Below are 23,430 nucleotides of genomic sequence, written 5' to 3'. Positions count from 1 at the left end.
TAAACGATGCCGGAAATTGGATTATTGTATCGCCAAAATTTTAAATTTTTACACATTTTTCAGAAGACGGATCAGGTCAGATACTTTGTTTACAGGCGTGCTACACTGGTAGTTTTTACATAAGTAAATTTGCGTATCAGGGGATGGTGGTTTACTGGCAAGCAAGGGTAAATCACTATTTGCCTGGGAAGCACTCTGAAGAACCCGGAACGGGATGAATTGCTGCAAAAGCTCGCGCCTTACCAATTCTACGTTCTTTCCAATAATTGCTATTTCTTCTACCCCCCCTGCAATTGATAAAATGATGGTTGCCCAAACGCCAAAAGAACCCGGATAACGATGTACAGCCTGTTGTAATCCTGCGCACATTTTAATGGCCCTTTCCTTCCAGCCCAACATATCAAAAACAACGCCCAAGTACTGCAAATTAAAAGCCATGATTGCGTTTCCTGAGGGAATCGCGCCATCATACACCTCTTTTTTTCGCACAATTACATCCTGCTGACCCTTATTGGTATAAAAGAAATAACCGGTATTCTCCTCGCTGAACTGGTCAATAACCCATTGTGTCAATGATTTTGCCTTATAAAGATAATCTGCATTGCCTGTGATTTCCTGCAAATAGATCAACGCCTGTATTAAATACGCATAATCGTCCAAAAAGGCTGGGTAGCGGGCTACTTCTTTTTTATAAGTATGAAAAAATTCCTGGCCGTCGCGGGTAAACCGTTCCCAAATAAAATCCATATTCTCCTGCGCCACCTGGGCATAATGCGGCTCACCAAATACGCTGTAAGCCTTGCTGTACGCCGTGTTCATCAGCGCATTCCAGCCCAGCAGTATTTTATCGTCGAGCAACGGCCTAATGCGGTCTTCCCGGTATTTCAACAGCTTTTCCCGGCATTGTTGCAACAACCCCTGCAGCGTTTGAACCGATTGGTTGTTATCAATAGCAAACTGTTCCAGCGGTTTACGTATATTCAATATATTGGTATGTTCCCAGTTCCCCCCTTCGGTAACATCATAAAAGGCGCAGAATAGGGCAGCATCCTGCTGTAAGACCGTTTCTATTTCGGTTTTGCTCCACACATAGAACTTCCCCTCCACCCCTTCACTATCGGCATCCAGCGCCGAATAAAAACCAGCCTCCCCCCGCCCCCCTTCCAGGAAGTTTTGGGAAAACAGCTCTCTTTCTACAAAAGCCAGCGTTTCTGACACCGCCTGTTTATACAAAGGCTTTTGGGTCAGCTGCCAGGCATCGCACAGTACCGATACCAGCAACGCATTATCATAAAGCATTTTTTCAAAGTGCGGTACCAGCCACTCCCTGTCGGTTGAATACCGGGCAAAACCGCCACCCAAATGATCGTATAAGCCGCCCTGTATCATCTTATCAAGACTGAGGCAGGCCTGGTCCAGCGCTTGTTGATTGCCGGTTAAATGGTAATACCGCAGCAGATACCCAATTGTAAAAGTTTGTGGAAATTTGGGGGCATTTCCAAAACCGCCTTCCTCTTTATCAGCCGTACCCATGATGTTGTTGAACATGATCTCGGCTATCTCTTTTGAAAAAAGCGCTTCTATATTTACGTCGCCCTCCAGGACCTGCAGGCCAAAAGAGTTTGACTGTTCTATATGCCCGGTTAAATTGTTGGCCTGTGCGTCAATATCATTCCGCTTTTCAGCCCAGGCATTGGCCACGCCGGTTAATACATCCCGCCACGACGGCCGGTTATAAATGGCTTTTGGTGGATAATAGGTGCCCCCGTAAAATGGCCGGCCATCGGGAGTAAGAAAGATGTTCAGGGGCCAGCCGCCGCTGCCGGTCATGGCCTGCACAGCGTCCATATAAATATGGTCAAGATCGGGCCGCTCTTCGCGATCGATCTTGATATTAATAAAATGCTCATTCATAAGGGCTGCCGTTTCCTCATTTTCAAAACTCTCCTTTTCCATGACATGGCACCAGTGGCAGGCTGCATATCCGATACTCACCAGCACAGGTTTGTCTTCCTGCTTTGCTCTGCCTAACGCCTCATCACCCCAGGGATACCAGTCTACAGGGTTATGCGCATGTTGCAATAAGTAGGGACTTGTTTCCTGTGCCAATCTGTTGGTATGTGTTGCCATGCTTAAATGTAGGGGATTTCAAATATAAGTGTAAAAGCTAACCGTAAAATGGTGGTAAATCAGTAATTAAAGAGTTAATGAAAAAACAATGCCGGGGCGGGGAGACGGCAGACGGCAGACAGCAGAAGGCAGAAGGCAGAAGGCAGACGGCAGAAGGGAGACGGCAGAGGGCAATGGGCAATGGGCAATGGGTGCTCCACGCTGCGCGTGTCGCATTAAACCGCAATACCGCATCCGCCTTCTACGGCTCCACTCTGCGCGCGGGGCAGGCTCTGTCAACGCTATCAACTCCCAATTCCACAAAAAGCAAAAGAACCTCGCCTTATCGAAATACCGCTATTTAATCTTATCAACTGAGCCCTCGACTATGCTCGGTCTCTGGGTCCCCCCTTCGACTTCGCTCAGGGTCTCGTTAATTGCCCAAAAAGAAAAGGCACCTCGACTTAGCGAGATGCCTCTAATTATTTGAATAGAACTGGTTAAATAGTCAATTTATCTTCCTTTATCACCCCGGTCAACTTCTATCTACCTACTTCTTCTTGTGCGCAGCCAGATATTGCTCCAACGCAGCTACCATGGAAGGGGCCTGGGGTGCAGGCGCCTTAATATCAAGCGTTAAACCAGCATCTTCCACGGCGCGGGAAGTATTACTTCCGAAAGCGCCAATGCGAGTGCCATTCTGTTGGTAGGCCGGGATGTTATCGAAAAGGCTTTTTACACCGCTGGGTGTAAAAAAGCAAATGATGTCGTATTCAGTTTTTGTCAACAACTCCTTCACGTCGCAGCTGATGGTGCGGTACATGAATGGGGTGGCAAATTCACAATTGTTTGCTTTGAGCCAGTTTATAATCTCATTATCCTGCTGGTTTTCGGAACAGGGATACAGGAATTTCTCGTTCTCCTTATGTTTGTTGATCACATCAAACATACTCTTGTTCGTACTATCTGCTCCGTAAAACACCTTGCGCTTGCGGTACAAGATAAATTTCTGCAAGTACAGGGCAACCGCTTCAGTAATGCAGAAATACTTGGTATCCTGCGAAATACTGATCTTCATTTCCTCGCAAATGCGAAAGAAATGGTCAATAGCGTTACGACTGGTAAATATAACGGCTGTATAATTAGCTATTTCTATTTTTTGCTTGCGGAACTCTTTGGCAGGGATGCCATCAAGGCGTATAAATGGCTGGAAGTCCAACTCAACACTGTACTTTCTGGCAAGTTCAAAGTACGGTGATTTATCGGTTTCCGGCCTGGGTTGAGTAATCAGGATCTTTTTAATGGTGTTTGTAGCTGCTGCTACATTTTTAGCCCCGTTTTTAACCATATTAGCTACGTATGGATTTGCAAAGTTAATAACTTCTTTCCACAAAAATCAATAACACCTTGTAAATCAATAAAAGGGGTGCTATTTCGAAGGCGCAAAGGTAAATAAAAAAATGGAATCTTGAGAGTTTAATCTCATTCCTAACTGGCCTGTACGCTATTATAAACCGGTAAATAAATAATATAACGATAAAGAAATAAGTCAAAGTCATTAAAATTGTCAAAAACTGGCCTTTTGCGAAGGCCATAAACAATAAAGCCGGCAGTAAATAAATCCCCAGCATCTTGTTTACCAGGAACACGATAAAGATATAGGTATCTGTTGCTGTTCTGATGTTGAACATCCAGCCCAGCATTTTTAGCAATATGAACTTGCCTAAATAAATGGCGGTCAACAACAAACAGCAATAGAACAACAGCAACCAACGGTTCATACCCGGTACAAAATTATAATAGTCGGCTACAAAACTCAGGAATGTGCTGGTGGAGATAATAAACAGAATATTCAGGAATAAGGAAGGCAATGGCGATTGCAGCACCTGGTCCCGGATCTGTTGATGCCGCATAGTAACCCTGAAAAACAAGGTATTAAGGTTGTCGAGGTACTTCAGGAACGCGATGCGGATGAACCCAAAATAGAACAGCAATGCGCACAGAAAGTAAAACATGCTTTCATCCCGGCTTTCCTTTTTCAGCTGTTCGGTGATCTTTACCCCTTTTCCATAAAAGTTATAGTAAGGATGGTTACGCAGGGCATTTTGAAAACCAGCAAGGGTGGGCTGCGGCTCGGGCCTAGCCTCCATTTTCAATACGCTGGCCACCGGGATCGTTGTGTCGGGACGAGGGGCTACCGCAACGGGCGGACGCACGGTCCTGACGCTGTCAACCGTATCGGGCCGGGGAGCAATAGCCGTATGCGCAGTATCGGCCTTTATTTTGGCAACAGTATCTCTTTTAATACCAGTTTTAATAACAGGTGTGTCGCGTTGTTCCTTAACAGGAGGAATAGTATCCTTTCCGCCTTGCGCAAGCGACACCATCATTAAGCAACAACAAAAAGCGAGTAGAATGAATTTCTTCACAGGGAACTTTTGGGTTTGCAAAAATATTGTAGTGCCGGCATTGCCTGAAATGAATTTATGCTCAAAAATAATTAAGGTAGCCAATATGGATCTTTGATTGTCGCATGTTAAACTTCGTATCGTCGCGTTTTCCTACTGCATACGACAAATTAAAAATACCTGCTTTTGTTTCAAATGCCATTCCAAACCCTGTACCCCAATAATAGTTACTGGACCGGGCATACACGCTCGCATTTTTTGACCATCCCCCATCAATAAAATAACTCAGGTAGCTGTTTCGCCCAACCAGGTACCGGTACTCCAGGGTGCCAATAGCGTATTGTGATGCAAAAATGCTCTCTTCATCAAAACCACGCAATAATTTATATCCACCAATTTGAAAAAGTTCGTTCCTGAATATGGCCGGACTTTGAAACCACCCGCCATTGATCCCCGTTTTAAGGGTTGAGAACCGGGTCAGTTTAAAAAAATGCGCCATATATCCTTTTAGTTTAAACTGATAACTGTTGAGTTGTACTGTATCATACAGGCTGTTAAAATCAAAGTCAGCGTTGCTTTCATCCTTCAAATTCAGAATGGCCGGGTTCTTTTTTATTTTCTTTGACCCTGCCGTTACATTGATCAGCCATTCATTTCCCTGACGGGGGTTGAACCGGTAATCCGTATTATACCATTCGTAATTAATACCCAGGTTCACCGATCGGATATCGGCCTGCTCGGGCAATAGGTGATTGGTTTTTATCCCAAAGGTATCCAGTGTCAGTACGTTGGTTTGGAAACTTTGAATGAATACGTTTCCCCCCTGACTGGCCGACACGGCATACTGCGCCCCGGCCTGCATATTTATGTTAACATAGGAGGAATCTTTTTTGAACAGGTTAAAACTGGCGTTCATCCCAAAGGGCGAGCCAAACAGGTAAGGTTGCTGAAACACCAGATCGAGCCGGGGCGATTTTACCTGTAACTGTTGCCAGTTAAGGCCGATGGTCTCCCCATTACCCAGCGAGTTCTTTAAATTAATGGTAGCCTCACCAGTCACCTGCAGTTTATTGTTCTCTGTTTGCGTGCTGGAAGGCAGAAAACCCACCAATACATTGATCTGGCTGCTGCGTTTGGGCGCCAGGTATACATTCAGGATGGAACCAGTTCCCAGCATGGTCAGGTTCCAGGCTTGTTTTTCTTCCACATACCCCAGGTCGTTGAGCTTTTTGCTGACGGCCATCAACTTTTCCTTTTTATAAAAACTGCCATTCATAATGCCCAGGTAGCGTTGTAAAAAGGTGGAGGAGATGCTGGCAGTGCCAGCGTTGCGAATGCTATCTATCTTGTAAAGCGGCCCCTTATTGATGTTCAGGTAGGCTTCCAGTTGCTGGTTAACAAGGGTGATGCTGTCGAGTTTAATTTTTGCAAACGGGTAGCCATTATTCTCCAGGTAATCGAGCAGTTTCTGCTGAGTGGCCAGCACCTGGTTAAAACTAAATGCCTGGCTTTTTGCATTCCCGTTTATGACATCGAGCAATTTTTTGTCGGCGGAATCTACATGCAACCGGGCCCATTGAAAGGTTTCCCCCACATACAGTGAACATACAGCCCGGTCAACGTCATAAAAAGCGGTGTCGATGGAAGCGGCGGGATAGCCCTTTGATTGCAACAGATCGGGCAGCTTGTTTACATACTCGCTTGCCAGCTCCTTATTTTTGAAATTATACTCTAAACGCAGGGTGGAATAAATAAAAGCGGAGTCTTTATCGATCGCTTTTATTTGTAACTGGTATTGTGCAGGTAGCAAAAAGGGAAGAACCAGCCAAAAGGCAAGCGCTACCCCACATCGTATAAAGTTATATACAACTACCTTTGCAGTCCGGAACATCCTACGTCAATTAAACTGTAATATTCGAATAAAAATACGGAATACAATGGCAGGCATTTATATACATATCCCATTTTGCAGGCAGGCCTGTCATTATTGTAACTTTCATTTCTCCACCACATTGAAGCTACAGAACGAATTTGTGGAGGCTTTATTGAAAGAAATAAGGCTGCAAAAGAACTATCTGCCCCCGGAACCGGTGAACACTATTTATTTCGGCGGCGGCACGCCTTCCCTGCTTTCCCAAGACCAGCTGGCGGCTATTCTGCAAGCCCTTCACCAGCAATTTAAGGTGGCGGCCAATGCCGAGATCACGCTGGAAGCCAATCCCGACGACATTACTGAACAACAGCTGCAGCAGTGGAAACAGCTTGGTATTAACCGGTTAAGTATTGGGGTACAGTCATTTTTTGAAGAAGACCTGCGCTGGATGAACCGGGCGCATACCGCCCAACAGGCCATCAACAATTTGAAACTGGCCCGGCAGTACTTCGATAATATGACCATGGATCTCATTTACGGCGGTCCTACCCTGCCTGATGACAAATGGCAATACAATGTGCAACAGGCCATTGCGTTAGGTATTCCACATATTAGCTGTTATGCATTGACTGTAGAACCGGGCACCGCCCTGGCCTCCATGATCAATAAACACAAAACAACGGATGTAAATACCGAGGACCAGGCCCGCCAGTTTGTATTACTGATGGACTGGCTGCAGCAGGCCGGCTATGAGCATTATGAGATCTCGAATTTTGCCCTGCCCGGTAAACGCAGCCGCCATAACAGCTCTTACTGGCAAGGCGCTTCTTACCTGGGTTTAGGCCCTTCCGCTCATTCTTTTAATGGAGAATCCCGCCAATGGAACATTGCCAACAATGCGCTGTATATAAAGTCATTGAATGAAGACAAAGTTCCCTTTGAGCTGGAAACGCTTACCGATACCCAACGGTTAAACGAATACATTATGACCTCTCTCCGCACCATTGAGGGGCTGGATATAGCCTGGGTGGTGGCCCGGTTTGGCGAAAGAGAGGCCAACCAGCTACAACGGGCCAGTCAGCCTTTTATCGACAGCGGTAAAATGCGTTTCTATAATAATCACCTCCAACTGACCAATGAAGGAAAGCTGTTTGCCGATGGGATAGCGGCAGAGCTATTCTTTGCAGCAGAGTTGTAGGTGAATTGTAGCGGAGTTGTCTGGGAGTGGTCAGGAAGTTGTCTGATAGTGGTAAGGGAATGGTCACATGACTAGAGTCTCCAGAGTATATCCAGAGCATCTCCAGAGTATATCCAGAGAATACCCAGACAAGTAAACCACCATTATGCTACCATTTCCCCACCATTTTAGCACCATTAAGCCACAACCTGTCACTTGCTTTTAGTTTGGCAGGGCAACTATTTCTTCGGGTCTGCCCGGGGTCTGCACCAGATCTTGTTCGGCATTTGTTCGGCTTATCCCGAAGAAAACAGGGTGTTTCCCTTAGAGAGACCCGAACAAATCCCGAACAAGCCTCTGCAATGGTCTCATTATCAGCAAAGTAAAAGACATAAAAAAGCCCCCGACATGTCGGAGGCTTATAGAGAGAATCAATATGTTACGCCTGTTTTAGGCCGAATGATGGTCTTTTTTTACGAATTTGATCACCTCATTGATGATCACAATACCGGCCAGCACCAGCATTGCAGTAATTCCATATGGTCCTAAAGAGAAAGGCATAATTCAAGTATTAGTCGTCAAATGGCTGTAAATATTACAACCAGGTCAATAATAATGTTTGTAATTAGACCAGCGTTTTCTCCACAAGATTAAAGCCCTTGCGTGGTTTAACATTTTCCCATAAAATGCGGTAAACGGTTTCGGCTATGGGCATTTCGGCCCCAATTTGTTGATTAACCAGGTAAATACATTTACTGGCATTATACCCTTCGGCCACCATGTTCATTTCGAGTTGTGTAGCGCGAACCGAATAGCCCTTACCGATCATATTACCAAAAGTTCGGTTACGACTGTATAACGAATAACAGGTCACCAGCAGGTCACCGAGGTATACTGAGGAGGAGTAGTTGGGTGTTTTGCGGTGTGTTATGGGGTCTTCGCCATCATGCACGCCCACTTCAATATGCTGGATGCCTACTTTTTTCAAAAAACCGGCCATTTCATCGGCACAGTTGGCAATAAGCACACTTAAAAAATTATCGCCATATTCCAAGCCGTGGGCAATACCCGCGCCCAGGGCGTAGATATTTTTCAGTACGGCGGCATATTGCACGCCATACACATCAGGGTTAACAACCGTATTAAGATAAGGTGTGGTAAAGCAGGCAGCAATCTTCTCTGCCACGGCCACATCGATGCCCGAAAACGTGAGGTAGGATAATTTCTCCGAGGCTACTTCTTCTGCATGGCAGGGGCCCATTACCGTGAAATAATCTGACAGGGGCAGGTTAAATGCCTTGTTCAGGTGTTCGTTCAACAATAAGTTATTATCGGGCAGGATACCTTTTACGGCCGAGATCACTTTTTTTCCTTCGAAGGCATTTGCAGGTAAATTACTCAGTGTAGCGGTAACATAGGCTGAAGGAGTAGCTATCAGAATGCAATCACTGGCGGCAATTGTACCGGCAATATCAGTACTTAGTTTCACCAGGTTGGTATCAAAATATACAGAGCTTAAATAACCGGGATTGTGATGCCTTTGTTGCATATGGGTCACAATCTCCTCTGACCGTACACACCAGTTTATGGATTGTTTGTTGTCTGTACAAATCTTCGCCAATGCTGTTGCCCAGCTCCCACTGCCTAATATTCCCAATTGCATGTAATTCTTATTTCGCCCAAATGTAAGAATTGATAGCGGAAGTCTGATGTAGGAAATCTGAAGGGCCAAAAGGCTGAAGTAAGAAGTAGGAAGTAAGAGGTAGGAGGAGGCAAAAAAAATACGAGGTAAGAAATTTAATAAATTTTCTTACCTCGTACTTCCTACTTCGTTTTTTCAGTCACCCACGTCAATTATTTCTTCACCTCGAATAATTTATCCTTAGGTACCACTTTTACCTTGGTACCATCTTTTAAAGTTTTACTGATAACGTTATATGGTGCCACTACAATTTCATCGCCAGCTTTCAGTCCTTCCGTTACTTCAATATTGTTGATATCCTGAATACCGGTTTTCACTACTACCTTTTTCACGGTGCCATCTTTTTGCATCACGAACACTACTTCATCCAGATCGGTAGAAGCAGTCTTTTCTTCTTTTTGCGAATTGTTCTCTTTGGCTTTATCCTTGTCTTTGTCTTCCCCAACCACTTTATCGGTACCTTTTTCGCGGGTGCTCACCGCATTGATGTTGGCGGCCAGGACATTGTTCTTTGTTCTGGTTTGAATATCGGCGCTGGCATTCATACCGGGGCGGAAAGGCCAGTTCCTGGGTCTTGCCGGATCGAACAGGTCCTGGTACGATTCGCGTAATAGCCTGATGTGTACTTTATAATTGGTTACATCATTTGAAGAGGTGGCGGCAGAACCGGTCCCGGCCGTAGTATTACTGCTGGCAATTTGGGTAACAAGGCCTTTGAATTTCCGGTTATTGTAAGCATCTACTTCTACCAATGCAGAATCGCCGAGTTTTACTTTTGGGATATCGTTCTCACCTACGTCAACCTGTACTTCAATAATGCTCATATCGGCAATGCGCATCATTTCGGTACCGGCCATCATGGAATTACCTACTACTCTTTCACCGGCCTTTACATTCAGTAACGATACTACCCCGCTCATGGGCGATAACACTACCGTACGGCTGAGGTCTTTACTGGCCCTTTCCAGGCTGGCCTGATAACTGGCTATGCCTGCCTGTCCGCTGCGAATGCTTTGTAATGCCGCATTATAATTGGCCTGTGCGGTACGCAAGCTGTTTTCTGCCTGTTCAAATTCTGCATTACTGATGATCTTATCGGCCAGTAACTTCTTTTGACGATCGTAGGTACTTTTTGCCAGATCGAGCGCAGACTTAAGACTTTCCAGCTGCGCCTTGCTGTTATCCACCAATGCCTGCTGACGGTTTACTTCGGCAGCAGCCTGGTTACGCTGGCTGGAATAAATATCGGGATAGATCTTTGCCAGCACCTGACCCTTGCGAACACTGTCGCCCTCTTTCACCTGCAGCACGGTTATTTCACCAGAAACGTCAGGGCTTACCTTTACTTCTATTTCGGGATATATTTTTCCGCTGGCATTAACGGTTTCGGTTATATTGCGGCGTTCGACTTTTTCGGTGGCCACTTTCAAGCCTTCGTCTTTACCAATCACGCCGGCGCTTTTTAGTCCCACCAGCCCAATCACCAGTACCACAAGGCCAAGAAAGATCCACAATAATTTTTTCTTCTTCATAATGAATGGTTGTCTCGGTTTAGAATCTCATGAACTATTTTATAATTTAATACCCTGCCCTTTGTAAAACTCCAGCACCTTCAATTTAAAAACATAATCAAACTGGGCGTTGGTCATTTCTGATTGGGCACGGTTCATATTGTTCTGGCTGATCAACAGATCGAAGGTATTGAGCAAACCTACATCGTATCTTTTCTTTGCCACGTCATACGATTTCTGGGTTACTTCAAAGGTACGTTTGGTTGCGTTGAATTTCTCTAATGCAGCGGATGCATTGTAATAAGCTTTGTAAATATCGCTCTGTAAAGTTTGATTAATGATGGACTTGTTCAGCTCTGCGTTTTTGAGATCGAGTTTTGAGCGCTGATAATTAAACCGGGCATTGCCACCGCTGTTGATGGGAACGGCGATACTCAAACCAAGGCTTTGGCGGAAGTTTGTATTTAGTTGATTGCCCCAACCACTCCAGCGATCACCAAAGGACTTTTTGGATGTTGTAAGATCAAATGCGGGTGAAAAAACGGGTCGTTTAATACCACCTCCATCCGTTACATAAGCCAGTGTAGATTCATCTCCCCTATATTGCTGGGTGGTAAATTTGGAAGCACTTGAAAACTGGGTATTTAGTGAGCCGCCTATTGAAATTGTTGGGTACATAGCGGCCCGGCTGGCGCGCAAAGAAGCTTCTAACGATTGAATACGCAAAGCATTGGATTTTTGGGCCGGCTGGTTTTGTAACGCTATCTGATAAACGGCGTTAGGTTGTAATTCCAAAATAGGCTCTACAGGGATCTGTTCTACAGGCGGCGTGGCAATATCAAACAGTTGCCCGGCATCTATATTCAGTACCTGTTTTAACAGCAACAGGTTTTGATCGGCTGTTGCCCTTGCCGAAATATAATTAGAACTGTCGGTTGCATACTGACCTTCCAAAGTAAGCGCATCCAGTTCAGGAGCAGCGCCGGCCGCCACTCTTTTTTTGGCCACCTCCCACTGTTCTTTGGTTTGGTTCATTTGCACACTGGCAATTTGAATTTGCTGGCGCGATAGCAGTACCTGCAAATAATAGGTGGCCACATTCAATGAGATGTCATTCTTTGTTTTTTCAACATCCATGTGAGCGGCATCGGAAGAGAGGTCAGCAGCGATGATATTATTACGGATCCGATGCCAGTTAAAAACGGTTATACCTGCCTGAAGGCCGTATGTCTGGTATAAATTCTCGTTACTGGTATACAGGTTGGTAGTATAGTCGATAGAGCGACCCCATTGCAAACCTGTACTTGTGCTGAAGTCGACGTTGGGATATTGCGACCACCTGGCTTGCTTTTCATTTATTTCTGCAGAGTGAGCCTGCAGGCTGGTTTGTTGTACCGTTAAGTTATTGGCCAATGCATATTCAACGCAACGGCGTAGGTCCCATTTATCCTGGGCATATAAACCAAACGGCAGGTAACAGATAAAGAGCAGTAATAAGTACTTACTTTTTTTCATATTCCAAAAGTAATTGTATTGATAGGCGAATGATACTGTTTTTGATAAACGGTCAGTTAAATATTGTTTACAGTCGTGTGATAGTTCAGGGACTCCAAACGCCATTAGGTGAGGGTATCCTCACCATAATGTGACCAATAAATATTTTTCACTATGTTTCCTACGCCTGTTGCCTTGTACTGCTAAACTCTACCGGCTTTTAGCAAAAGCCTGCTCATAATCGGCAATCAGGTAATCCGGATCTTCGAGGCCCACATAAAATCTGATCATTTTATGAGCGCGATTGCCGGGGTCGAAGTTCTCCGGTAAAATGGAGGCACAGCGGGGTATGGCCAGGCTTTCATGGCCACCCCAGCTTACAGCCATTAGAATGTGTCGCAAGGATTCGCAGAAGGTTACAATCTGGTCAATTTTTTCTGCCTTCATTACTACAGTAAATAATCCACAGGCGCCATTCATTTGCTTTTTGGCCAGGTTATATTGCGGAAATGAGGGATCAAATGGGAAGATCACTTCTTCTACCTGGGGATGTTTTTTCAGGTAGTCAACCACTTTAAGAGTGGAGCTGGAAATGCGTTCTAACCGAACAGGCAGGGTACGCAGTCCACGGATAAGCAGCCAGGCGTTAAAGGGGGTAATGCCATTACCCATGTTTAGTAATTCATTGTCGAAAATTTTCTTCATCATCTGGCGGGTGCCGCTTAATACACCAGCTACCACATCGCTATGACCGCCTATATATTTGGTGGCCGATTGCAGTACCATGTCAATGCCCATTGCCACCGGTTTTTGATACAGGGGGGTGCAATAGCTATTATCACAAATAGTTATAATATTTTTTGATTTCGCCAGTTGGGCCACGGCCCGCAGGTCCTGCAGCACAAAATCCCAACTATTGGGCGATTCCAGGTAAATGATCTTTGTATTGGGGCGAATAGCCAGTTCAAAATTCTCAACACGGGTCCCGTCGATATAAGTGGTACTAATGCCAAACCGGGGAAGGATGTTATCGAACATTCTTTGTGCCCAGGTATACGGGCTACGGACGGAAACGATGTGGTCACCTGATTGTACATTCGAAAAAACGGAGGCAAAGATGGCCGAAGCGCCGCTGTTAAACACCAGGCAGTCTTCCGCCTCATCAAGCGCAGCCAGCTTCTGGCGGAGAATATCTACAGTTGGGTTTAATCCGCGACTATACAGATAGGTACTAAATTCATCTTCGAACACTTTACGCAGATCATCCACCTTTTTAAAAGCAAAATTGCTGGTTTGCATGATGGGTGGAGAAATGGCACGGAAATACTGGTCCCGATCTTCCCCTAATTCGTTCAAAATGTACGATAGATCATTCATGTGACTTTAGTTTGGTTGAGGAGATTTCTTCAATAATCGTAACACAAAATATAGTGCGAAAAAAACTGCGAATATTACAGCACTTACCCACGCTGCTTTTGGTGTATTGAACGCTATACTGGTGCCGATAAACAGATAGGCCCCAATAAAGATCAATGGCAACAATGGATACAGCTTCATGCGATAACTATCTTTTACATTCTCCCCTACAGCCCTTTTTCGTAAAACAAAAATAGTGGCTGCCGACGTGGCCATTCCAATGGAATCTAAAAAAATTGTATGATTAAGAATTTCGTCGAATGATTTGGCATAGAACAATGTAACCAGGCTAAGGGCCGCAAATGCACTTAGCGAAACTACAATAACGTTTCTTTTTGCGCTTACTTTTTTAAATACAGCTGGTAATACGCCTTCATCACTCATCGCATACATAACACGGGGGTTACTCATCAACAATACGTTTACATAGGCGAGCACAGAAAGGAATAAGAGTACCGAAAGAATGGTAAATCCTTTTTCCCCAAACAATTTACCGGCTAGTATAGCAGCTATGGATTGTGCTTCTTTTAAAGTACCGAAACCTATTACCTTGTAATAGGTGTAATTAATTGTAATATACAGCAACATTATGATAGCTATGCCAAAAAATATCCCTTTTGGTAAAATTTTTGACGGATTCTGCACCTCCCCCCCAAAGTTTATCGTTTGTTGGTATCCGCCATATGTAAAACTTACCGCTACGAGGCAGGCGCCAAAAGCTTTTAAAATACTCATAAAGTCAGGTCCCGCCGCTGCCGCCGCTGGAACGGTATTCGTGGTAGCATAGTTGCCAGTAAATAATGCGCTGATCAAAAAAACCACTACACTTATTTTTATGACCGTTAGCACATTCTGGGTGCGGGCGCTCATTTTAAGCCCCAACAGGTTCACGCCGTAAAAGGTGACCACCGCAATAGTTGAAATGATCAGTTTAATGGTTTCGATCTCGTCCTTGTTTCTCCCAACAAACATCACATTGGCCAGGTATTCAGCCCCTATTAGGGCCACCCCCGCCAGGGAAGCCGCATTAGATACCAGGATGATGCAGTTTATGGCAAAGGCGATGGAGGGATGATAACAATATGAAAAGATCTTATAATAACCGCCGGTTACCGGATACCTTGAACCTATTTCGGCATAGGTCAATGCCCCGCATAAGGCAATGAGCCCGCCAATGATCCAGGCCAGGAAAAACATCTGGGCCGATTCTGCCTTCTGAGCTACATTCATCGGCGTACGAAAAATGCCCATGCCTATTACCAGGCTAATGACGATCATAGTAAGATCGAATAAATTTAAACGGGTGTCCTTCATTAATGGTAGTTATTAATATTTGCGATGGACTTGATTAACCTAAGTTAATAATATTTGCATTTACCTTTAGGGCTAATTCATGAACAGATGATGAAAAGCTGTATCCTTATCTTATACACATTTATTGCATCCATCCCGCTGCAAGCACAAAATCATCAACCACCAGATTCTGCCCGCACCTTACAGCAGGTGGTAGTAAAGGCTTATGAACAAAACCGGCAGTTAAAAGAAGTATCAGCAGCCATCAATGTTATCAATTCCGACCAGTTAAAACGCTATAACAACACCAGTTTATTGCCTGCCCTGAATGCCACGCCTGGCGTGCATATGGAGGAACGCTCACCCGGCAGCTACCGGTTAAACATACGCGGCAGCACCCTCCGTTCGCCCTTTGGTGTACGCAATGTAAAAGTGTACTGGAATGGTATTCCTTTTACCGATCCCGGTGGTAACACTTACCTGAACCAACTCAGTTTTTATAACGTCAACAGCATTGAGGTACTGAAGGGACCGGCCAGTAGTTTATATGGCGCCGGTACAGGTGGCGCCGTGCTGATCAACAGCCTGAATAACGACAAACCGGCAGGCATAAACCTGCATTATACAACCGGCAGCTATAATTTGCAAAACCTGAATGCCCAAGTTGTCCTGGGCGACAGTGGTCACAATAACACATTTGGCTATACCCATCAAACCAATGACGGGTACCGGGAAAATACCCGCATGCGCCGGGATATAGCCACATGGGAAACCCAGTTCAAAGCAAATGATAAACAACAATTGTCGGCTTCCGTACTGTATGGCGATCTGTATTACCAAACACCTGGTGGTTTAACGGCCGCCCAATACCATGACAATCCCCGGGCAGCCCGCCCGGCGGCTGGGGCCTTTCCAAGCGCCCAGGATGCCCAGGCTGCTATATACCAGAAAACATTTTTAGCAGGACTGGACCATCAATACCGGTTCACTGAAAACTTTCAGAATACCACGGTGGTGTATGGTGCTTTTTCCAACATAAAAAACCCCACCTTCCGCAATTATGAAAGAAGAAGTGAACCGCATTTTGGCGGTCGCACCCTGTTCACCCTAAACAAACAATGGCAACAAACCAATCTGCAGGTATCATTTGGAGGCGAAGGACAACGTGGTTTTTTCAATACCAAAACATTCAGGAATATTGGCGGGAACCCCGACACCGTTCAAACCGATGACGATATCGATAACTACATTTATTCATTTTTTGTACAAGCCGACCTTCATTTGAAGGGCGATTGGGCATTGAGCACAGGCGTGAGCATCAATAAATCATCCATTACCATTACCCGGCTTACCGGACCAGAGACCGGAAAGCTGAATGCCACCTTCAACAGCGAATGGGCGCCAAGGATCGCGCTTTCAAAAAAGATCATCCCTGGCTTATTGTTTTACGCCAGTATATCTCGCGGCTTTTCACCACCCGGTACCGGTGAAATATTGCCTTCCACCAGCATTATCAATACTAACTTACAGGCAGAACATGGGTTAAACTATGAAGCTGGTTTTAAAAGCAGCTGGTTGCAACAACGACTGTATGTGGAAGTGAATGCATTTTATTACCAACTGCAAAATGCCATTGTACAACGACGCGATGCCAGCGGGGCTGATTATTTTGAGAATGCGGGCAGCACCCGCCAACGGGGTATTGAGTCACAGGTGAGTTATCAGCTCTTACCTCACCACAACCGGTTTGTAAGTAGTGCCCGGATCTGGGCCAGTCATACCTATAATAATTTCCGCTACCAGGATTTTAAAGTGGTTACTACCGATTACTCAGGCAACAAACTGCCCGGCGTTCCCAGGCATACGGTAGCCGCCGGTTTGGATGTGAGCACCCGGCCTGGCTTCTACCTCAACCTTACCTGGTTTTACAACGATCCGCTGCCGCTGAATGATGCCAATACCGATATGGCCAGTTCCTATAACCTGGCTGGTGGCCGCACAGGCTGGCGCACTTCATTAAGCAAAGCAATTTTGATGGATGTGTTTGCCGGTGTTGATAATTTATTTAATGTGACCTACAGCCTGGGCAACGATATCAATGCCACTGGTGGCCGGTATTACAATGCCGCACCGGGGGTTAACTACTTCGGCGGCGTTTCGTTCCAGTACAGGTTTTAATACCTACTTAATGTATTGACTTACATATTACTACCAGGGGGTGTTGTTTTCCACCAGTGTATTAAAAAAATATATTGATGGAATAGCAACACCCCCTATTTTTGTTGCGTAATTGGTTTCCCCGACGATATTGTCGGGGGATTAAAAGGGAAACCGGTTCAAATCCGGTGCTATCCCCGTAGCTGTAAGTTCATCGAATCGACAATCGGCAATCCTGAATCGGCAATGGCACCTTCATTTTTTACATACCGATTAGTTGCTACCTGTTGATTTTCGATCATTGAGTTCCCAGGCCACTGACTCGGCTAAGCCGAGACGGGAAGGCGCTCAGTATAGAACAAGCCAGAAGACCTGCCAGTTGCAATTGTAACATCAACGAGCTTTCGGGTGAAAGGCCGGGATGAAATCAGTCTTTACTACACAAGACCATTTCATTTCCATATGGGTCCCTTCCGAAGGTTCATGCTGAACTCTAACATATAATTATACAAAAACAACACACTATGTCAGTTTTGAAGATCAACCCAAGAAATGCGGTGTTACTGCTCTTTATTTTGGTAACGGCAGCCTTGCGTTTATTGGCCTACACCGGCTGGGGCCCGCTCACTGTATTTACGCCCATTGGCGCTATGGCTTTATTTGGCGGTGCCTATTTCAACGGTAACGTTAAACCCTTTGCATTCCCTTTACTGACATTGTTTATCAGTGATGTGGTATTGTCGTTCACCATTATGTCGCAGTACCGGGTTGGTTTGTTGTACTCCGGTTGGTTCTGGACTTACGGCGCTTTTGCCCTGATGACCATTGCCGGCAAACTGATCATCCGTGACATTACTATTAAAAATATTGTTATCGCAGTGCTGGTTTCAACTGCCATCCACTGGCTGGTAAGTGATATTGGCGCCTGCCTGGTTGAAGATAAATTCACCTTCTCGTTGTATACACAACGCCTGATCACTGCCATCCCTTACGAATGGCGTTTCCTGGGTGGAACAGCCATCTATAGCGCCGTTCTGTTTGGATTGTTTGAGTGGTTGCAGAGAAGGTATACTTCGTTACAACCAGCGCATTAATTTATACAAGTTACAGGTTGCAAAAAGGCAGCGGGCAGAGGGCAAAAGGCAGAGGGCAGAGATTGCCTGAAATTTGTAACCTGTAACTATTTTCAACTTTCTCATTTTCGTTCTAATTCCCCATTTCTCATTCTTCATTTTTAATTCTTCATTTCTATGACTGCTTCTTCGTTTTTACCTGCGGCTACACAAATGATCTATGATATGGGTTTACAACACCTGTTACAGGGTATTACTTTTGAGTGCCCCCACCAGGCGTTGGAAGAAAAACAAAAAGTGGTACGCTGTGTACTGGAAGGCAACAATTACAGCAGTACAGAAATTGATAAAATATTCTCTGCCTCAAAAGCACAGGGCAAAAGCCTGTATTATGTAGATGAGGAAGTGCTGCAGGCCATTTCTCCCGATGTTATTTTTACCCAGGACGTTTGTGAAGTATGCCAGATAGATACAGCCTGCACAGCAGAGGCGGTAGCCAAACTGGAAAAACAACCGCAACTGATACCGCTTACGCCCAACACCCTGCACGATGTTTTTAATACCGCTGTTACCATTGCCACAGCCATGGGTAGTGAAGAAGCAGCCTACACATACCTGGCTGCTTTACAAAAAAGAATTGACGCCATCATCGATGGTTTGCGTTTGCATAAAGCACCGCCCAAAAGAGTAATGGTAATGGAATGGCTGGCCCCCATTTACAACTGCGGCCACTGGATACCTTACCAGATCGCTTACGCCGGTGGCATCGATATGTTGTCGAACCCCGGTGGCGACAGCATTGTTACCTTTTGGGAAAAGATCGTAAAGTATGACCCTGAAGTATTGGTGATCGCGCCCTGCGGATTTACTATTTCCAGAACTGGAGAAGAAATTCATTTGCTTACTGAGAAAAAGGAATGGGCCCAGCTTACTGCGGTACGCAACAACGCCGTATTCATGGCCGATTATGATCTGTTCACCCAACCCAGCGCCAGCACATTAACAGATGGGATTGAATTACTGGCTGCATTGTTTCACCCAACGCTGTTCAAGGTGCCCGCGCACCTGCAGCATAAATACCAACCACTTCATCAACTAACAGCGGCTCATGTGTAAGCATGAACAAAAAACCTGTCCCCGGTGTCAGGCCCCTTTTGAATGTAAAGTGGGCGATGTAATGCATTGCCAGTGTTATGGCATTACTTTCACTACTGATGAAAAATCATTTATAGAAGAACGATATACCGATTGCCTTTGCCGCAATTGTCTGCTCGAATTAAAACAGAAGTACACGCTATTCAAGGAAAAATATTTTAGTAATGGTAATACCCGATAAAGGGATCATCTTCATAACTGGCGGCGCCCGGAGTGGCAAGAGCCGGTATGCTCAGCAACTGGCCCTTCAACTAAGCAATAATCCCATTTACGTAGCTACTGCCCGCCACTGGGACGATGATTTTGAAAAACGCATCCAACGCCACCAGGCCGAAAGAGATGAACGCTGGACAAGCATCGAGGAAGAAAAACACATTAGCCAATTGCCTTTTTCGGATAATGTTGTAGTGATGGATTGTGTTACCTTATGGCTCACCAATTTCTTTACCGACACCAAATATGATGTAGACGCCAGTTTGCAACAAGGCAAATCGGAAATAGACCAACTGAACACTACTAACAATACTTATATCATCATCAGCAATGAGCTGGGTATGGGTATGCATGCCGAGACGGAAATAGGCAGAAAGTTTACCGACCTGCAGGGCTGGATGAACCAGTACATTGCTCAAAAAGCCGGCAAGGTGGTGTTTATGGTAAGTGGGATACCGATGGAGATAAAGGGGTGAATGGGCAATAGGCAATGATTCCCTATGTTTTAAGCTCAAAACTAATAGTAACATTTTGTGATGGCAGCTTCAGCAAGATCTTATATGAATTGGAGCGGTGGAAAAGATTCATCGCTTTGCTTACATTATATACAACAGGATAATCAGTACCAGGTTGATTGTTTGCTCACCAGTGTGAATGCAGCGCATGACCGGATCTCCATGCATGGCGTACGCCGTTCTTTGCTGGAGGCACAAGCGGCGTCTATTGGCCTCCCCCTGCAAACCATTGAATTGCCCGAACAACCAGGCATGCAGGAATATGAACAGGCGATGATGAATAAAGTAACCGCCTTAAAAAACAATGGCTACAGCCATGCCGTATTTGGAGATATTTTCCTGGAAGACCTGAAACGATATCGGGAAGAAAAACTGGCCACGGTTGACATCCAATGTGTGTTTCCCCTATGGAAAATCTCAACCACGCAGTTGATGCAGGAATTCCTGCAATTGGGTTTCAAAGCCATCATTGTATGTGTGAATACCAAATTCCTGGATAAAAACTTTTGCGGGCGCCTCATAGATGAATCTTTTGTTCGTGATCTGCCCCCTAACGTGGATGTATGTGGAGAAAATGGCGAATACCATTCTTTCGTTTTTGATGGTCCCATTTTCAAACACCCCATCCCATTTACCAGCGGCGATATTGTATATAGAACCTACCAGGCGCCGCAACAGGCAGCCGATACCTGTAACCCTATGGACCAGCCTTCGGAGTATGGGTTCTATTTTTGCGATCTGTTACCTGGTTAAGAAATGATACATTCAGCATGAAAAACAGCGAAATGAAAAAGGAATCAGCCTTAAAGCAACAGCTTCAACATACGATAGATAATAAAACAAAACCTTTAGGGGCGCTAGGTCGCCTGGAAGAAATAGCCCTGCAGATTGGTTTGATCCAGCAAACAACAAAACCGGTGATCCGGCAACCTCATATTGTGGTGTTTGCAGGCGATCATGGTATTGCCCAAACAGGGTTGGTAAATGCCTATCCTCAAGAAGTAACAGCTCAAATGGTGTTGAACTTTGCGCATGGCGGCGCCGCCATCAATGTATTCTGCCGGCAAAATCAATTAACCCTAAAGGTGGTGGATGCAGGTGTAAATTTTGATTTCACCTCCCATTCAACCGAAGTATTAAATGCCAAGATAGGGTATGGAACAAAGAATTATTTGAATGAGCCCGCTATGACCATTGCAGAAGCGGAACAAGCCATCGAAAAGGGAAGATCGATCGTGCGCCAGTTAACTGTCGATGGCTGCAATTGCATTGGGTTTGGAGAAATGGGCATTGGCAATACCTCCTCAGCCACGTTGATCATGAGTGCCATAACCGGATTGCCTGTTGTTGAATTTACAGGCAGAGGGGCCGGTTTGAATGATGATCAATTGCAAAAAAAGATCGACACGCTTCAGGAGGTTTTCAAAAAACATACATTAAATGAATTAAGCCAACAACCTATTGACCTGCTATCGCGGGTAGGCGGTTTTGAGATCGCAATGATGGCCGGTGCTTATCTGGAAGCCGTTCAACTTCAGCTGATCGTATTGGTGGATGGTTTTATTGCAACGGCGGCCATGCTGATAGCCAATGAAATATTCAGAGCAACCAAACAACCATCGCCTGTGCCCGATTGGACGACCCTGACCGATCATTGTATTTTTGCACACACCAGCCATGAGGCCGGTCATGAAAAGTTATTACGACACCTGGGTGTTACGCCCCTGTTGCATCTTTCTATGCGGCTGGGTGAAGGTACAGGGGCCGCACTGGCCATGCCCATGATACAGGCAGCCGTTAACTTCCTGAACGAAATGGCCAGCTTTGAAAGCGCTGGCGTAAGTACGCAGAACGCGGAACGCTAAATACCTTTGGTACCAATTCCTTGCTTAATTACCGACCATGAAAAAAGAACTACGCATATTTTTTACGGCCATGATGTTTCTTACGCGGTTACCCGTTCCGCGTTTTACCGATCATTCGCCAGACTACCTGGAAAAATCAGTCCGCTATTTCCCGTTGATCGGCTGGATGGTAGCCGGACTTAGCGGATTGGCCTTCCTAATTTTCAATAAATACATCAGTGAAGACATTGCCCTTGCAGCCTCTATCATTGCGGGTATATTAACTACCGGCGCTTTTCATGAAGATGGGTTTGCCGATGTGTGTGACGCCTTTGGCGGGGGCTGGACGAAAGAAAAGATCCTGCTGATCATGAAAGACAGCCGCTTGGGATCGTATGGGGTAATTGGCATGATGGCCATTCTGCTCTGCAAATTCTTATTGCTAAAGGAATTGCCCAAGTTCACGCCTGACCTGCACGAACCTTCAATAAATATCTTTTACAATTACCGCTATTTTTTATTGACGCTGTTGGCTGCCCATTCGGTAAGCAGGCTGATGCCCGTGCTGGTGATGCGCTATTATGAGTATGTAACCGATCCTGATAACAGTAAATCTAAACCCACGGCCGCCCAAAAGCCAACATTCCCGGCATTATTTGTGCCCATTATTACGGCGCTGATACCATTTGCCTTTATGAGCTGGCAATTTTTACTGGCCATTATCCCAGTGGTGTATATTGCATTCAGTCTGGCAAAATATTTTAAAAAATGGATCGGTGGTTATACCGGCGATTGCCTGGGCGCCATTCAACAGGTTAGTGAATTGAGTTTTTACTTAGGCATGATCATTATCTGGCGTTACGTTATATGATATATCTTATTCGACATACTACCCCGCTTATTGAAAAAGGCATTTGTTACGGTCAGTTGAATATTGATGTAACAGATTCTTTTGAAGCGGAGGCCATTGAGATACAAAAAGCCCTTCCTGCAGGCATTGAGCAGGTGTATAGCAGTCCGCTCATCAGGTGTCATAAACTGGCCAGCTTTTTATTTCCCGCTAGCACCATCAACCTGGAACCTGACCTGATGGAACTGGCTTGCGGGGAATGGGAAGGCATACATTGGGATGCCATAGCCCCTGAGATCATTGACCCCTGGATGAAAGATTTCGTAAACGTAACCATTCCCGGTGGTGAGAGTTATATACAAATGCATAGTCGGGTCACACAGTGTTTCACCCGGATCGCCGAGGGCCCCCACCCGGTAGCGATCGTTACGCATGGCGGCGTTATTAGAAGTATTTTATCGCACATTACAAAAACGCCACTGGTTGATTCATTTGGGGCCTTTAAGATCAGCTATGGCTGTGTAATGCAATTACAGGCCAGCTCTACAGGGTTACAGTATAACACCCTGCATCATGTCACTACCGAAAAGGAGCAGCACAAACCCAGTAATTTTAAAAAGCAATCAGGCGGTTAACCCTT

General features: G+C 45.3%; 19 protein-coding genes and 1 riboswitch. Of the genes, 10 read left to right on the top strand and 9 right to left on the bottom strand.

From position 1 onward, the window contains the following. Window positions 1–48: 48 nt before the first annotated feature. The 4 genes from J7I42_RS08320 to J7I42_RS08305 all read right to left on the bottom strand — a co-directional run bounded on the left by J7I42_RS08320 (window position 49) and on the right by J7I42_RS08305 (window position 6,408). Window positions 49–2,130 carry a thioredoxin domain-containing protein gene (locus J7I42_RS08320; RefSeq protein ID WP_209138311.1) on the bottom strand — a complete coding sequence of 694 codons (2,082 nt, stop codon included), beginning with the start codon at window positions 2,128–2,130 and terminating at the stop codon, window positions 49–51. A 529-nt stretch (window positions 2,131–2,659) separates the two neighbouring features. Then, entirely contained in the window at window positions 2,660–3,457 is a 798-nt protein-coding gene (locus J7I42_RS08315; protein WP_209138310.1) for a uroporphyrinogen-III synthase, read from the bottom strand. Window positions 3,458–3,482: 25 nt separating this feature from the next. Next, window positions 3,483–4,622 (bottom strand): DUF4271 domain-containing protein, encoded by a 1,140-nt coding sequence (locus J7I42_RS08310; protein ID WP_209138309.1) that lies wholly within the window; start codon window positions 4,620–4,622, stop codon window positions 3,483–3,485. Further along, complete coding sequence (locus tag J7I42_RS08305; protein WP_209138308.1) at window positions 4,600–6,408, bottom strand: BamA/TamA family outer membrane protein; 1,809 nt, start codon at window positions 6,406–6,408, stop codon at window positions 4,600–4,602. The genes J7I42_RS08310 and J7I42_RS08305 overlap by 23 nt, the downstream gene beginning before the upstream one ends. A gap of 46 nt (window positions 6,409–6,454) precedes the next feature. Here J7I42_RS08305 and hemW point away from each other — a divergent pair, with 46 nt between their 5' ends. Next, window positions 6,455–7,588 carry a radical SAM family heme chaperone HemW gene (hemW, locus tag J7I42_RS08300; RefSeq protein ID WP_209138307.1) on the top strand — a complete coding sequence of 378 codons (1,134 nt, stop codon included), beginning with the start codon at window positions 6,455–6,457 and terminating at the stop codon, window positions 7,586–7,588. A 604-nt stretch (window positions 7,589–8,192) separates the two neighbouring features. On the opposite strand, the gene J7I42_RS08295 is transcribed toward hemW, so the two are convergent. From J7I42_RS08295 to J7I42_RS08275, 5 genes are all read right to left on the bottom strand, one after another. Continuing rightward, on the bottom strand, window positions 8,193–9,230 hold the full coding sequence (locus tag J7I42_RS08295) for an NAD(P)H-dependent glycerol-3-phosphate dehydrogenase (protein WP_209138306.1): 1,038 nt from the start codon (window positions 9,228–9,230) through the stop codon (window positions 8,193–8,195). A 191-nt stretch (window positions 9,231–9,421) separates the two neighbouring features. Further along, the gene (locus tag J7I42_RS08290; RefSeq protein ID WP_209138305.1) at window positions 9,422–10,801 is read right to left on the bottom strand and encodes an efflux RND transporter periplasmic adaptor subunit; all 1,380 of its coding nucleotides are present in this window, start codon (window positions 10,799–10,801) and stop codon (window positions 9,422–9,424) included. Between the two features lie 39 nt (window positions 10,802–10,840). Further along, complete coding sequence (locus J7I42_RS08285) at window positions 10,841–12,295, bottom strand: TolC family protein (RefSeq protein ID WP_209138304.1); 1,455 nt, start codon at window positions 12,293–12,295, stop codon at window positions 10,841–10,843. Window positions 12,296–12,484: 189 nt separating this feature from the next. After that, the gene (locus tag J7I42_RS08280) at window positions 12,485–13,651 is read right to left on the bottom strand and encodes a trans-sulfuration enzyme family protein (RefSeq protein ID WP_209138303.1); all 1,167 of its coding nucleotides are present in this window, start codon (window positions 13,649–13,651) and stop codon (window positions 12,485–12,487) included. A 6-nt stretch (window positions 13,652–13,657) separates the two neighbouring features. Next, entirely contained in the window at window positions 13,658–15,004 is a 1,347-nt protein-coding gene (locus tag J7I42_RS08275) for an APC family permease (protein WP_209138302.1), read from the bottom strand. An 87-nt stretch (window positions 15,005–15,091) separates the two neighbouring features. Between J7I42_RS08275 and J7I42_RS08270 the strand changes: the two genes are divergently transcribed. From J7I42_RS08270 to cobC, 9 genes are all read left to right on the top strand, one after another. Further along, window positions 15,092–17,161, top strand: a complete 2,070-nt coding sequence (locus tag J7I42_RS08270; RefSeq protein ID WP_209138301.1) for a TonB-dependent receptor — start codon at window positions 15,092–15,094, stop codon at window positions 17,159–17,161. A 96-nt stretch (window positions 17,162–17,257) separates the two neighbouring features. Further along, a riboswitch (cobalamin riboswitch) is annotated at window positions 17,258–17,534 on the top strand. Window positions 17,535–17,664: 130 nt separating this feature from the next. Continuing rightward, window positions 17,665–18,234, top strand: coding sequence for a DUF6580 family putative transport protein (locus J7I42_RS08265; protein ID WP_209138300.1), 570 nt, complete (start codon window positions 17,665–17,667; stop codon window positions 18,232–18,234). Window positions 18,235–18,390: 156 nt separating this feature from the next. Next, on the top strand, window positions 18,391–19,329 hold the full coding sequence (locus J7I42_RS08260; RefSeq protein WP_209138299.1) for an ABC transporter substrate-binding protein: 939 nt from the start codon (window positions 18,391–18,393) through the stop codon (window positions 19,327–19,329). Beyond that, on the top strand, window positions 19,322–19,549 hold the full coding sequence (locus J7I42_RS08255; RefSeq protein WP_209138298.1) for a cysteine-rich CWC family protein: 228 nt from the start codon (window positions 19,322–19,324) through the stop codon (window positions 19,547–19,549). Before J7I42_RS08260 ends, J7I42_RS08255 begins: the two co-directional genes overlap by 8 nt. Next, window positions 19,533–20,057 carry a bifunctional adenosylcobinamide kinase/adenosylcobinamide-phosphate guanylyltransferase gene (locus J7I42_RS08250; RefSeq protein ID WP_209138297.1) on the top strand — a complete coding sequence of 175 codons (525 nt, stop codon included), beginning with the start codon at window positions 19,533–19,535 and terminating at the stop codon, window positions 20,055–20,057. The genes J7I42_RS08255 and J7I42_RS08250 overlap by 17 nt, the downstream gene beginning before the upstream one ends. A gap of 60 nt (window positions 20,058–20,117) precedes the next feature. After that, the gene (locus J7I42_RS08245) at window positions 20,118–20,849 is read left to right on the top strand and encodes a Dph6-related ATP pyrophosphatase (RefSeq protein WP_209138296.1); all 732 of its coding nucleotides are present in this window, start codon (window positions 20,118–20,120) and stop codon (window positions 20,847–20,849) included. A gap of 32 nt (window positions 20,850–20,881) precedes the next feature. Further along, on the top strand, window positions 20,882–21,961 hold the full coding sequence (gene cobT / locus J7I42_RS08240; RefSeq protein ID WP_209138295.1) for a nicotinate-nucleotide--dimethylbenzimidazole phosphoribosyltransferase: 1,080 nt from the start codon (window positions 20,882–20,884) through the stop codon (window positions 21,959–21,961). Between the two features lie 37 nt (window positions 21,962–21,998). After that, complete coding sequence (locus tag J7I42_RS08235; protein ID WP_209138294.1) at window positions 21,999–22,811, top strand: adenosylcobinamide-GDP ribazoletransferase; 813 nt, start codon at window positions 21,999–22,001, stop codon at window positions 22,809–22,811. Continuing rightward, a complete protein-coding gene (gene cobC / locus J7I42_RS08230; RefSeq protein ID WP_209138293.1) occupies window positions 22,808–23,425 on the top strand; it encodes an alpha-ribazole phosphatase family protein in 618 nt (205 codons plus the stop codon). The genes J7I42_RS08235 and cobC overlap by 4 nt, the downstream gene beginning before the upstream one ends. Window positions 23,426–23,430: the final 5 nt, after the last annotated feature.

The organism is Niastella soli (assembly GCF_017742245.1).
Lineage (GTDB): Bacteria > Bacteroidota > Bacteroidia > Chitinophagales > Chitinophagaceae > Niastella > Niastella soli.
This window is presented reverse-complemented; position numbering and strand designations above follow the sequence as displayed.